At 63.8% G+C, this 13,556-nt stretch carries 10 protein-coding genes; 6 read left to right on the top strand and 4 right to left on the bottom strand.

Annotated elements, in window-relative coordinates; all coding sequences use genetic code 11:
• Window positions 1–345: hypothetical protein (locus KUL93_RS10485; protein WP_217126998.1), on the top strand; the 345-nt coding region annotated here is incomplete at its 5' end.
• 96 nt (window positions 346–441) lie between these two features.
• Here KUL93_RS10485 and KUL93_RS10480 read toward each other — a convergent pair.
• Complete coding sequence (locus tag KUL93_RS10480; RefSeq protein ID WP_217126999.1) at window positions 442–1,407, bottom strand: hydrogen peroxide-inducible genes activator; 966 nt, start codon at window positions 1,405–1,407, stop codon at window positions 442–444.
• A 95-nt stretch (window positions 1,408–1,502) separates the two neighbouring features.
• Between KUL93_RS10480 and KUL93_RS10475 the strand changes: the two genes are divergently transcribed.
• The 5 genes from KUL93_RS10475 (at window position 1,503) to KUL93_RS10455 (ending at window position 6,421) form a co-directional block, all read left to right on the top strand.
• Window positions 1,503–3,002, top strand: a complete 1,500-nt coding sequence (locus tag KUL93_RS10475; RefSeq protein ID WP_217126997.1) for a DegQ family serine endoprotease — start codon at window positions 1,503–1,505, stop codon at window positions 3,000–3,002.
• Window positions 3,003–3,207: 205 nt separating this feature from the next.
• A complete protein-coding gene (locus tag KUL93_RS10470) occupies window positions 3,208–3,732 on the top strand; it encodes a PAS domain-containing protein (RefSeq protein WP_217126996.1) in 525 nt (174 codons plus the stop codon).
• 32 nt (window positions 3,733–3,764) lie between these two features.
• Entirely contained in the window at window positions 3,765–4,301 is a 537-nt protein-coding gene (locus tag KUL93_RS10465) for a PAS domain-containing protein (protein ID WP_217126995.1), read from the top strand.
• 12 nt (window positions 4,302–4,313) lie between these two features.
• Entirely contained in the window at window positions 4,314–5,885 is a 1,572-nt protein-coding gene (locus KUL93_RS11615; protein ID WP_217126994.1) for a methyl-accepting chemotaxis protein, read from the top strand.
• Window positions 5,886–5,959: 74 nt separating this feature from the next.
• A complete protein-coding gene (locus tag KUL93_RS10455; RefSeq protein ID WP_217126993.1) occupies window positions 5,960–6,421 on the top strand; it encodes a c-type cytochrome in 462 nt (153 codons plus the stop codon).
• A 24-nt stretch (window positions 6,422–6,445) separates the two neighbouring features.
• Here the strand turns inward: KUL93_RS10455 and KUL93_RS10450 are convergent, their stop codons facing one another.
• The 3 genes from KUL93_RS10450 to KUL93_RS10440 form a co-directional block, all read right to left on the bottom strand.
• A complete protein-coding gene (locus KUL93_RS10450) occupies window positions 6,446–7,177 on the bottom strand; it encodes a cytochrome b/b6 domain-containing protein (protein ID WP_217126992.1) in 732 nt (243 codons plus the stop codon).
• A 46-nt stretch (window positions 7,178–7,223) separates the two neighbouring features.
• Window positions 7,224–13,022 carry an excinuclease ABC subunit UvrA gene (locus tag KUL93_RS10445; RefSeq protein WP_217126991.1) on the bottom strand — a complete coding sequence of 1,933 codons (5,799 nt, stop codon included), beginning with the start codon at window positions 13,020–13,022 and terminating at the stop codon, window positions 7,224–7,226.
• Window positions 13,019–13,556: PD-(D/E)XK nuclease domain-containing protein (locus tag KUL93_RS10440; protein ID WP_217126990.1), on the bottom strand; the 538-nt coding region annotated here is incomplete at its 5' end. The genes KUL93_RS10440 and KUL93_RS10445, both read right to left, overlap by 4 nt.

Genomic DNA, 13,556 nt, shown 5'->3' with positions numbered 1-13,556 from the left:
TACAACCACATCAACCACCTCGATCAAAAACTCGATGAGGTGACCGCAAGCGTCGTCGCGCTCGAGGGGAAGTTCCAAGAGCTGGAGCACCGCGTGGAAGCCCGCGTAGCGGCTCTTGAAGGCCAGTTCCAGACCTTCAAGGCCGAAATGACCGCCGAGTTTGAAAAGCGAATGGGCGCGTTAGAGTCCAAAATGGAAGCCCGTATGGGTAGCCTCGAGACCAAATTCGAGCAGGCGCAGGTCAAGATGCAAGAAACCATCATCACCACCATGAAGTGGTACATCGGTGGCGCAGGAATCGTGCTCGTGGTCCTCAAAGCGCTCGATCTGTTCGTCCAGGGTTAAAGCACGCCACCGTGTGAGACTTTCAAGCGACATTTGTGAGCACGGCAATGGCGCCATGACCAGCGCACGCAACGACGCAGGGATACGCAGCGCCGACTACGTCGGTTCCCAGCACTCCCCTTGACTGGTGAGATACCCTTCCACCAACGTCCCCGTCCGATGCACACCAGGCAGCCCCGCTTCCCAAATCGCTTCGCGCAGCAGATCGACCGCGCGGTGGCGGGGATAGGTAACGCGCCACGCCAGCGCCACCCGACGATAGGGTTCCGGCGGAGCGAACGGCCGCACCGCAAGCAGCGGCGACAGGCGGCTGGCGTCGTCGGCAGCGGAGGCGGGCAGCACCGTGATCCCCAGGCCGCTTGCGACCATCAGACGGATCGTCTCCAAGGAACTGCCAGCAAACGGTTCGTCGAGCGGCGAACGGCGCGCGCACTGCGGACAGATCTCCAGCACCTGATCGCGAAAGCAGTTACCCGGCCCCAAAAGGAGCACCGCCGCTTCGGCCAACCACGCCGCCGGAATCGCCTCATGCGCCAGCCACGGGTGGTCTGCGGGCAACAGCACGCGAAACGGCTCGTCATAAAGCGGCTGCGTGACGATCCCGGGCTCTTCAAACGGCAGCGACAACACCGCGACGTCCAACGCCCCGCGCTTCAACGACTCCGCCAACTGGGCCGTATACCCTTCTTCCAGAATCAGCGGCATCTGCGGCGCCTTCTCCCGCATTGTGGGAACCAGACGGGGAAAGAGATACGGCCCGATCGTATAGATGGCACCCACCCGCAGCGGCCCTAGCAGCGGATCGCGATGCGCTTGCGCGATCTCCTCGAGGCGCTGCACCTCGAAAAGCACCCGCTCTGCCTGCGCCACGACGTCGCGCCCCACCTCGGTGAGCTGCACCTCGGTGGCGGTCCGCTCAAAGAGCAACGCACCCAGCCGTTTTTCCAACTTCTTGATCGCCAATGAGAGGGTGGGCTGGCTTACGCCGCACTGCTCCGCCGCGCGGCCAAAGTGGCGCGCTTGCGCTAGCGCCACCAAATAGCGCAACTCATTCAACGTGATGCCCGCCATCGCATTCCACTCCCGGAACTCTCCGTATTGAATGGGATTCTAACCGGATGATAAGATGCCACCAGGCTTTTCTGAAAGGACCGAAAATGAAGGAAAAAGAGCCACACCGTAGCGGTGCGAACGTGTCGCGGCGCTTGGCTGCCCTTTCCCTTACCGCCGCCGTGACGCTCTTGCCCCTCTTTGCGCCCGGAGAAGCCACCGCGGCACTCACCCCGGCCTTTTTCGGCAGCGACACCCGGCAAGCGACGCTACCCGATTTTGCCGACCTTGCCGAAGCGGTCAAACCCACCGTCGTCAACATTTCGGTGAAAACCACCGTCGAGCGAACCGGCTTTCCCGGCGCGATGCCGTTCCCGTTCGAAGAGGGGGATCCGTTTTACGAATTTTTCCGCCGCTTTGGAATTCCGATGCCGATCATTCCCAACCCGCATGGCCCGGGGGGCGCCCCTGAAGTGCGGCGCGGCGTCGGTTCCGGCTTCGTCATCAGCAGCGACGGCTATATATTGACCAACGCCCACGTCGTCTCCGACGAAGAGGGGGGCAAGACGGAACTCACCGTGCGCCTTGCCGACGGTCGCGAATTCCCCGCGAAGGTGGTGGGGGTCGACAAACGGACCGACGTCGCGGTGGTCAAAATCGACGCGCAGAATCTCCCCACCGTCCGCTTTGGCGATCCCCAAAAAGCGCGGGTGGGCGAATGGGTGATCGCCGTGGGCGCGCCGTTTGGTCTCGACCAGACGGTCACTGCCGGGATCATCTCGGCAAAATCGCGCCGCTTGCCGGATGAGACCTATGTCCCGTTTCTGCAAACCGACGTCGCGATCAACCCCGGCAACTCCGGCGGGCCGCTCTTCAACCTCAAGGGTGAAGTGATCGGCATCAACAGCATGATCTACTCCCGCTCCGGCGGCTATATGGGGATTTCCTTCGCCATTCCCATCGACGTCGCGCTCAAAGTCAAAGACCAACTGATTCAGTATGGCCGCGTGCAGCGCGGCAAACTCGGCGTGGTCATCCAGGGGCTTGACGAAGAGCTCGCGCAGAGTTTTGGCCTCGACAAACCGCGGGGCGCGCTGGTCGCCCAAGTCGAACCCGAAAGCCCAGCAGCACGCGCCGGGATCGAGGTAGGCGACATCATCGTCTCGGTCGACGGCACCGAGGTAAAAGATTCCGGCGACCTGCCGCGGATGATCGGCGAACGGCGACCCGGCGAAAAGGTGACGATCGGCCTCTTGCACCAAGGCAAACGGTTGGAAAAAACGGTGACGCTTGCCGAACTCGACGAGGGCGCTGCCACGAAGCCTGGCAAGATGCCGTCGAACGACGCCGATTTTGGCTTGAGCGTCCGGCCCCTTAGCCCGCAAGAGCAACGCAACCGGGGGGTGGAGGGGGGCGTCATGGTCACCGCAGCAACCGGCCCCGCAGCGCAAGCCGGAATCCAACCCGGCGATATCATTCTTGCGGTGAACCAAAAACGGATCGAAACCGTGGCCGACCTCAAAGCAGCGCTTGCCCGAACCGGTAAGCGCGCAGCGCTTTTGATCGACCGCGACGGCACGCGGCTTTTCATTGCAGTAAAGCGCTAAGCGCGCCCCCTCTGAGCGTGCCGTCCCCCGCTTTTTGCAGCCGAGGCGGAGCGCTTTTTTACTTACCCCCCGATGGGTAACGCCCACCCTGCGGTGGGCGTTTTTTTGTTGCCCGCACCACACGCTGCGGCAAAAACCCCCTCAACTTTTTTGCTCGCCTGCCGATAACTATAATGACGTTCGGCTCGTCAATCGGAATTTCGCGATGAAACCGCGGATCACCCCAACCCAAACCGAAGTGACCTTCGCACCACACGAAACGATCGTGAGCAAAACCGATCTGAAAGGGCGCATCACCTACGCCAACCGTGTCTTCATGAAGGTCGCCAACTATAGCGAAGAGGAGCTTTTGGGGGCGCAACACAACATCGTGCGCCACCCCGACATGCCCCGCGGCGCGTTCAAACACCTGTGGGACACCATCCAAGAGGGGCGGGAATGGTTCGGCTTCGTCAAAAACATGACCAAAGAGGGCCACTACTACTGGGTCTTCGCAAACGTCACTCCGGACTTCGAAGCGGGCCGCATCGTCGGCTACTTTTCGGTGCGGCGGCAAGCACCGCGCGCCGCAATTCGCGCAATCGAACCCCTCTACACTGAGATGCGCCGCATCGAACAAGAGGCGGGCGCGGCACAAGCCTGCGCGGCGTCCCTTGCGTGGCTGACCGCGAAACTTACGGAACTTCGTACCGACTACGAATCGCTCGTTCTTTCGCTCTTTCACGATTGAAACAGGTTACCGATCCCCTTGGGAGAACCCCAATGAAATGGAAAATCCCCCCAACCCAAACCGAAGTGACCTTTGCGCCAGACGAACTGATCGTGAGCAAAACCGACCCGAAAGGGCGCATCACCTACATCAACCGCGTCTTCATGAAGGTCTCCAATTTCACCGAAGAGGACGCATTGGGCGTACAACACAACCTGGTGCGCCACCCCGACATGCCCCGCGGCGCGTTCAAACACCTGTGGGATACGATCGCACAAGGCAATGAATGGTTTGGCTTCGTCAAAAACATCACCAAAGAGGGCCACTACTACTGGGTCTTCGCAAACGTCACCCCGGACTTCGAAGCTGGCCGCATCGTCGGCTACTTTTCGGTGCGGCGGCAAGCGCCGCGCGCCGCAGTCCGCGCAATCGAACCCCTCTACACTGAGATGCGCCGCATCGAACAAGAGGCGGGCGCGGCACAAGCGTGCGCAGCCTCCCTTGCGTGGCTGACCGCGCACCTTGCGCAACAAGGCGAGACTTATGAGTCCTTTGTGCTCAACCTTTTTCAATCGCACGCGAACACGTAAGGAGCCCCAACCATGAGCGAACTCGATCTCATCGCAAAGCCAACGAGCCACGTCAGCGAACACATCCCGTTTCTGTTGCAGCGCATCAAACTCACGCTAGCACTCCTTGTTCTCTTCATCTGGGCAATGGCTGGGTTGTCGCTCTACCAGAATGGCCCACAGATTCCCAACATCGCTGCTCCGTTGGTCGTCGCGCTCCTTGCGGCGCTTGCTTACCGCAGCATGGTCAAGCCGATCGCTACGCTTGCGCAGATCTTGGTCACGCTCCAAGCAGTGAAAAAAGGGCACTTTAGCCACCGCATCACCCATACCAAAGGGCTCGGGGAAATTGGGAAGGTGGCGTGGGAGCTCAACGAGTTTCTCGACATCGTCGAAGCCTATTTCAAAGAGGTCACCACCTGTTTTCGCCGCGCGCAGCAGGAGGACTTCGCCCGCAAAGCGTTCGTGGCTGGGATGCCGGGCGAATTTGCCGTTTCGATGGCGGCGATCAACGAAGCGCTCGACGCGATGAAAAAAGCCGCGGAGTTTTCGCGCAAAAACCGCCTGATGAGCGAACTTCACCATCTCAACACCGGCAATCTTCTGAAAAACCTCGCCGGCAACCAGAGCGACCTGGTTGCGGTTGGCAATGAGATGGACGCGGTCTTGAAACTTGCGGAACGAAACGAAGCGGGCGCTTCTCAGAGCCAGCAAACGGTCCGTTCTATTGCCGCCACGCTTACCGAGATCACCAAACGGATGACCGAAACGGCAACCACCGCGAAACAGCTCGAAGCCTCCAGCACCCAGATCGACAAAGCGGTGCAATTGATCGCCGATATCACCGAGCAAACGAACCTCTTGGCGTTGAACGCCGCGATCGAAGCCGCGCGCGCCGGCGAACAGGGGCGCGGCTTTGCAGTGGTTGCCGACGAAGTGCGCAAACTCGCGGAACGCACCCGTAAGGCCACGGAAGAGATCGCTCAGGTGATGGGGGGGCTACGAGGCGAAGTCGACGCGATGGTTGCGCAAACGCTGGCGCTCTCGGAAGCGGCGCAGCACGTAGCGGGCGAGGTCACCGGCTTTGAAGCGCAATTCGACGAGGTGGCACATAGCGCTAAAGAGACGATCGCGGCGCTCACCAAAGCGAAAGACCTGGCGTTTGCAAGCCTCGTGAAGCTCGACCACGTGATCTTTATGCAGCGCGGCTACGTCGCGGTGGAAAAAGGGGGCGAAGGAGAGGAAGCGCAGGCGGTTTCCGTCGATCACCACAACTGTCGCCTAGGGAAATGGTACTACGAGGGGCATGGCAAAGCGGCCTTTGCGCATCTGCCTGCCTACCGCGAACTCGAAACACCCCACAGTCAGGTGCATCGCGGCGTTCATCGGGCCATTGCTGAGGCGCGTAAAGACTGGCTCCACCACGACGAGATTCTCCTTGCGATCGTCGATGGGATGAGAGAGGCCGAAGCAGGAAGCCAGAATGTGATCCGACTCATTGGCGAAATGATGGCGCAAAAATATACCTCCGCCCGCGAAGCCGCCGTTTCGCCGACGCGCAGCGCCGCAGCTGTGCGCTCCCGCAGCCGGGGGGTAGTGGCGTAACTGCCTCTTGCCAGCTTGCGACCGAATTTCATTATAATCGGCTGCTGATTCAACCACCCGAAAGGAGTTTGACCATGAAACGACTGCTGTGTGCGCTTCTTACCGTGGCAGCCGCCACCGCTTACGCCGACGGACTCAAACCGGAAGAGAAGGTGAAATTCCGCCAGGCGAGCTACACCGCCATGGCTTGGAACATGGGCAAAATCAAAGCGATGGTCGTTGATGGCACGATGCCGTTCAGCCAGACGCAGGTTTCGGCCGCAGCCAACGTCATTGCTGCAATCGCCAATTCCGGCATGGGCGCCCTCTATTCCCCCGATACGCTCGGTGTCGTGGGTTTCAAGAAGTCGCGCCTCAAAGAAAACTTCTTCAAAGAGCAGGAAGAGGTGAAGAAAATCGCCACCCATTTCGTCGAACAGGCCAATAAGCTTGCCGAAGTGGCGGCGATGGGCAACCCAGCCGAGATCAAAGCGCAGTTTGGCGAAGTCGGCAAAGCCTGCAAAGCCTGCCACGATAAGTTCCGCGAAGAGGAGTAACGCAACAGAAAGCAGCGTTGCGCATCACCATTCGGGAGCGGTCACGGCAACGGGTGGCGGCGGCGCCACCCAAGCGCCGCTTGCCACCACCGCTGCGGCCACCGCAAGCGCGATTGCCGCACCGCCGCGCACCCAGTACCCTTTCGTCCGCCAATTGATCCCATTGGGCAACCTCCCTTGCCCATTCTGCTGATCGCCCCCGAGCCACACCCGGTAACCGGTGATCATCGGCCGCACCAGGTCTTCGCGTTTGACCACGCGGTAAAAGAGGATTGCGGCGAGGTGCAGCGCGACGAGCGCGATCAATACCGGTTCGAGTCGCCGGTGCCAGCCGGTGAGCGTCAATTGCGTCGCTTCGCTCACGAGAAGCGCAAGCGGCCCACGAAACGCAATCTCGTCATAGGAGAAGAGCCCGAGCACCGCTTGGCAACCGAACGCGGCGAGCATCGCCACCACCGAAAGCGCCCCCAACGGGTTGTGGCCAATTCCGTGCCACGCCCCTTGGAAATAGGCGCGAATCGCCGCAGGCCCTTTGACGAACTGGGAAAAACGCGCGGTCTGTGGCCCAATCACCCCCCAAACCAAGCGAAAGGCGAGCAACCCACAGATCGCGACGCCAAACGCCCCGTGCCAAACGATCGCGTTGCCGCCCAACTTCACCGAGACGAACGCGCCGATGACGCACGCAACCAGCGCCCAGTGAAAGAGGCGCAGCAGTGGGTCCCAAACAGGGATCCGGTATCCGTTTTGCGACATATGCAATCCTCCTTAGCCGTTTTTGTGACAAGCAATATCGATGATCTCACGATGAACCCGCCAAAGCCCGCCCGCTCGGGGTCTGCGCCGCGACCACGCCATCGAACGGCCCAGCGTAGAGGAGCCGCCCCCCGTCGCGACCGCCCGTTGGGCCCAGTTCGATGAACCAATCGGCCTCTTGCCAAACGTCGCGATCGTGTTCGATCACCACCACGGTATGACCGGCATCGACCAAGCGGTGGAGCACGGGCAAAAGGAGCGCGACATCGGCAAGGTGTAGCCCCACCGTCGGCTCATCGAAGAGGTAGAGCGTCGGCCGCGCCGCTCGGTTTGCCAATTCCGCAACCAGTTTGAGCCGTTGCGCTTCACCCCCCGAAAGGGTCGCGCTCGTCTGCCCCAGCCGCAAGTAGCCCAACCCCACTTCGGTCATCAAGCGCAACGGTTCGGCGATCGTCGGGTGCGCCGCGAAGAACGCGGCCGCCTCTTCTGCGGTCATCATCAGCACCTCGGCGATCGTCTTGCCGCGATAGCGCACCGCAAGCGCGTCGCTGCGGTAGCGGCTGCCGCCGCACGCATCGCACGGTTCGCGCACCGTGGGCAAAAAGGCCATCTCCGCGGCCACCCAGCCGTTGCCGTTGCACACCGGGCAGCGCCCTTCGCCGCTGTTGAACGAAAAGAATCCGGCGCGAAAGCCCCGCGCTTTCGCTTCGGGCGTTGCGGCAAACAGGGCGCGGATCGGGTCGAAACATTTGAGGTAGGTAGCGGGGCAAGAGCGGCTAGTTTTGCCAATCGGGCTTTGATCGACGACGACGAGTCGTGCCACCGCATCGGCATTCTCCACCGCGCGGCAGCCGATGGGGCGGCGAGCAGTGAGCGAAGCAGCAAGCACCTCATGGATGAGCGTCGATTTGCCCGAGCCGGAAACGCCAGCGACCACCGTGAGGCGATTGAGCGGGAATGCGACGTCAAAGCCGGTGAGGTTGTTTGCGCACGCGCCGTGCACGGTGAGCCACGCTGTTGGCGGATCGCGCGGCGGCGCAAGGCGGTGGGGGATCCCGTCGCGCAGCATTCGGCCGGTGAGCGACTCGGGGTGGTTCCGGATCACTTCCGGCGGGCCGCTTGCCACCACTTCGCCGCCGTGTTCGCCGGCGCCGGGCCCGAGGTCGATCACCCAATCGGCGCTTTCGATCACCCGCGCGTCGTGTTCGACCACCACCACCGTCGCCCCTTGGTCGCGCAGCCGTTTGAGCACGCCGATAAGGCGCGCGTCGTCCTGCGGATGGAGCCCGATCGTCGGCTCGTCGAGAATATAGGCGACGCCATTGAGCTGCACCCCCAGTTGTGCGGCCAGGCGAATCCGTTGCGCTTCGCCACCGGAAAGGGTGGGCGCCGCGCGGTCGAGGGTGAGGTAGGAGACGCCGACGTCGTCGAGCAGCCGCAGCCGCGCGCGTAACCCGGGAAGGAGCTCGGCAACGACTGCGGCGGCGGCCGGGGATTGCTGCCACACCGGCTCTTGGGCGTCGAGCCACGCCGCTACCTCTGCAATCGTCATCCGTTCGAGCGCCTCCCAACGCAGCCCCGCCACCGCAACCGCGCGCGCCGCCGCATTCAAGCAACTGCCGTGGCACGCCGGGCAGGGGTGGTTCGCATCGACGTGTTTCGTCTCCCACTCGACCGCTTCGGCAAAGGAACGGGGCTGGCCGTCGTCGGTCTCGGCGCGTGTTCCCACCACAAGCCGCCCGGTTCCCAGACACTCGGTGCACCAACCAAGCGGCGAATGGTTGGAAAAGAGCCGCGGATCCAGCGGCGGCAGCGCCTCGCCGCACGCGGGGCAGACCGCGTGCGCGCTCACCACCTGCCAGCTTCCGGCAACACGCACCTTCGCCCAGCCGTCGGCCAACCGCCACGCTGCGGCAAGCGCCTCTGCCAGTTCCGGTTCCGTGCGGGGGCGCCGCGCCACCGGCAGGTCGATGTCGTGCTCGCGGTAGCGATCGGGCCGTTGCCATGGGTGGGTGGGTTGTTCAACGCCGTCGACGAACAGGGTTTCGTAGCCGCGCGCCGCGGCCCAATCGGCCAGATCCTGATAGACCCCTTTGCGCCGCCGCACAAGCGCAGCGCAAACCACTTCGGGTGTGGTACCGCTCGCCCACAGCGCTTCCGCCCACGCTTCGGCGGAGCGAACCGCAGCCGGCACGTTGCAGTTCGGGCAGTGGGGCACGCCCAGTTTGGTCCACAACAGGCGCAGGTAGGGGGAGAGTTCGGTGAGGGTCGCAACCGTGCTCTTCCAGCCGCCGCGACTTGTGCGCTGTTCGATCGCCGCCGTAGGGGGGAGGCCGGTGAGCCGATCGACCGCTGGCGGTGGCGGCGGCTGAACGAACTGCCGCGCGTAGGCATCGAGCGCCAACAGGTAGCGCCGCTGTCCTTCGGCGAAGAGGATATCGAACGCGAGCGTCGATTTCCCCGAACCGGAGCGGCCGGTGATCACGGTGAAGCGCCCGTGCGGGATCGTGACGTCGATCCCTTTGAGGTTGTGTTCGCGCGCGCCGATCACCGTGATCGCGCTGGGCAGCGCCGCGGGTGGAGGCGCTGGCGGTAGAGGTAGCGAATCAGTAGGGTTTGCCCCGTCTGCGGGCGTGACTCGTGCCACCGCAACGGCGGAAGAGGGTAGCTCGGCGTGCGCGTACGGAGTAGGCGCTTCGGCAACGCGCAGCCGTTGCGGGTCGTTCGCTGCTTTCCCGTTTGCGCCCGTGTCGCTGCGAGCGGATACGGCGGCAGCGTGTGCCAGCGGGGAAGGGGAATGAACCGCGCCGCGCATTGCGGCAGCGGTTGCGGTCGCTGCGGTCGCAAGCAGCGCTGGCGGCCCCGCGAAGACCAGCCGCCCACCGGCTTCACCCCCTTCGGGGCCCAATTCGATCACCCAGTCGGCCGCAGCGATCACCTCGCGATGGTGTTCGACCACCACCACCGCGTCCCCCTCTGCGGTGCGGGCGCGCAAAAAGGCAAGGAGTTGCGCCACTTCGGCTTCATGAAGCCCTGTGGTTGGCTCGTCGAGTACGATCAGCCGTCGTTTCTGCACGCCAGGCGCGCGCTCCACGGCCCCCTTTTCGGCGGCGAGCGCCGCCGCGAGTTTCAAGCGTTGCGCTTCGCCGCCCGCCAAAGTCGGCGTCGGTTGCCCGAGCCGCAGATACCCCAAACCCAACGCCGCCAGGTGCGCGAGCGGCGGGACGAGCTTATTCCCCACCGGGTCGGTCGCCAAACGCGCGATCGCCTCATCGACGGTCATCGCCAACCATTCGGCGACGTTCGCCCCCAACCAGGTCACCTGCAGCACTTCACTGCGAAAGCGCTTGCCGTCGCACACCGGACATTTGAGGTAGACGTCGGCCAAGAACTGCATCTCGATCCGGGTGTACCCCGCGCCTTGGCACGCCGGGCAGCGACCGGCACCGCTGTTGAACGAGAACGCGGCGGCGTTGAGCCCCTGTTGCCGCGCTGCGTCGCTCTGGGCAAACGCTTTGCGAAAACCGTCCCAAACCCCAAGCACTGTGACCGGAACCGAGCGGGCGCTCTTGGTGAGCGGCGATTGATCGACCCACAGCACCTCGGCAATTGGCAACGAAATGGAGTGGTCGGGTCCGCGTTCGGCCCGTCCGTCCCATTCGGCGGTGAGGCTTACCCCTTCGGGAAGTGGCAACCCAGCCAACGCCGCGGTCACCGCTGGGACCAACGCCTCCTCGACGAGCGTCGATTTACCGGAACCGGAAACCCCGGCGATCACCGTGAGACCCGTCAGAGGCAGGGTCACGGTGAAATCGCGCAGATTGTGCCGTTCGCGAACCGAAAGGGTCAGGGTCGGCGCAGCGGGTTTGGCGCGTCCATTCGGCACGGTTTGGGATTCGACAACGGCAGCAGGGGGTGCGGAAAGCTTGGCGCGCACAGGTGACTCCGCGTCAGGGACGCAGGAAGGCGGTGCGGCGTGTGTTGCGGAGGCAACAGCGTTTCGATCGGCTGCCCACCGTTCGTGCCATCGGCGCAGATAGTGGCCAGTGCGCGAAGTGGGGTGGGCAGCGAGCGCGCTGGGTGGCCCAGCGAAGACGAGCGAACCGCCACGTTCACCCGACCCTGGCCCGAGGTCGATCACCCAATCGGCCGCAGCGATCACCTGCGGGTCGTGTTCGATCACCACCACGGTGTTGCCCAACACGACGAGCCGCCGCATCGCGGCGATCACGCGATCGACGTCGCGTGCGTGCAACCCAGCAGTGGGTTCTTCCAAGACGAACAGGGTTTGCGTCAGTTCCACCCCGAGTGCCGTGGTGAGGCGAATCCGCTGCAGTTCGCCGCCGGAAAGCGTCCGTGCGGCGCGGGCGAGCGTCAGATAGCCCAGCCCCACTTCGTCGAGGTAGCGGAGCCGTTCGCGCGCGGCTTCCCACGCCAGCCGCACGCCGCGGGGCCAGGTGGCGACGGGAAGGGTTTCCCAGAACGCGCGCGCGTCGCGCACCGCCCATTCGCGAAACGCCGCGATCGTCGTGCCAGCCAACCGCCAAGCGAGCGCCGCGGGGGTGAGCCGCGTGCCGTGGCACGCCGGGCAACGGCGGGAGGTGCGGTAACGCGACAGCAACACCCGCATGTGCATCTTATAGCTTCGGCTTTCGAGCCATTCGAAATAGCGGCGCACGCCGTACCAGTGGCGTGGCCAGCTCTGCTCCCAATTGACCCACTCCGGATCCCCTTCGATCACCCAGCGGCGCGCCGCTTCGGGAAGCACCGCCCACGGCACATCCAAGGGAACCCCGCGCGCACGCGCGAATTGTTCTAGTTCCGTTTGGCACTGCTGCGATTCGCCGCTCTGCCACGGGCGGATCGCGCCGTCGGCCAGCGTGCGCGACGGGTCGGGAATCACTTTGTCCCAGTCGATCTCGAGGAGGTCGCCAAATCCGCGGCAGGTGGGACATGCGCCCAGCGGGTTGTTGTAGGAAAAGAGCGCCGGGGTCGCGCGCGGCGCTGCTTCGCCACACCGCGGGCAACAGGGGTCGGTGAGCGAAACGAACCAAACTCCGTCGTGGGGGGGTTCCCAATGGCGGGGCAGTTCCCCTTCGCTTGCGTGCCACGCAGCAACAGCGTCCCAACGAGTGATGAGCACGACGCCCGTGCCGCTGCGCGCCGACGCGGCGGTCACCGCGGCGACGAACCGCTCCCGTTCGTCCGCATGAAAGCGCAACCGGTCGCTCACCACCCACCACACTGCCCCCTTTTCGTGTGGGGTGGCGCCCAATACGCGTGAAAAGCCCTGCGCGGCGAGCCCGCGCCATGCCGCTTCGGGCGACCAATTCGCAGGAACGAGGAGGGGCCAGGCGACAGCAACCCGGACTCTTGCCGCATCCGCGCTTTCGGCGGGGTTGTCTGCGTGCGTTGCCAGCAATCGCTCGGCACACCACGACCAGACCGCGTCCGCATCGGCGAAACGCACCGCGTCGCAATCGCAACGGGGACAGCGCCATGTGGCCGCTTGCGCCCAGATCACTTTCAGAAGGTCGTCGATTTCGGTGAGCGTGCCCACCGTCGCCCGCGAAGTGCGTACCGCGCCCCCCGCTTCGATGCGCACCGCCGGCAGGATCCTTTCCACTGCATCCACGTCCGGCGGGTCGAGCCGTTCGAAAAATTGCCGCGCGTACGGGGAAAAGGTTTCGACGTAGCGCCGCTGCCCTTCGGCGTAGAGGATTTCGAGCGCCAGCGACGATTTACCCGCCCCCGAAACGCCGGTGATCGCGACCAGCCGCCCGGTGGGAACGGTGACGGTAAGCTCTTTGAGGTTGTTCTGTCGCGCCCCGATCACCCGGATCATGCGCACATCCATCCGACGATCCGCCGTGTGGTTTTGCTGAACTCCACCCCGAGTTCGATCACCCGCGTCACACCCGGCGCGGCGCGATACGCAGCGGCGTAGTCGCGCGCACGCAGCTGCGCCAGCGCCGCCCCCGTTGCGCTTTCGCCTGCCACCACCTTGAATTCGACCACCCAGACGGTCGCACCCGCCTGGATCACCAGGTCGACCCGACCATCACGGGTGTGCGCTTCGGCCAGCAACCGCACGCCCGTGCTCGCCAGAAAGCTGTAAAAGAGGCTCGCGTAGTAGGCTTCGAGGTGACCGAGCGGGTACTGCCAGTCATAGGGAATTTGCGCGAAAAGGTGGTCGAACTCGGCCCGCAGCGTCTCGCTGTCGCCTGCACGCAACGCCCGTAGCACCGTGAGCGTAGCTTCCACTTCGTGGCGTTGGGGCAGAAGCGCATCAAGAAGCGCTTCGTTCAATGCCACCCGAACCTCTTGGTTGGGGACGGTCAGCTCGTAAAGGAGGTGCCCCGCCTCCTCCACTTTCCGG

The organism is Hydrogenophilus thiooxidans, assembly GCF_019049855.1.
GTDB classification, from domain to species: domain Bacteria; phylum Pseudomonadota; class Gammaproteobacteria; order Burkholderiales; family Rhodocyclaceae; genus Hydrogenophilus; species Hydrogenophilus thiooxidans.
Note: the sequence above shows the minus strand (reverse complement) of the source record. Positions and strands in the feature narration are given on the sequence as shown.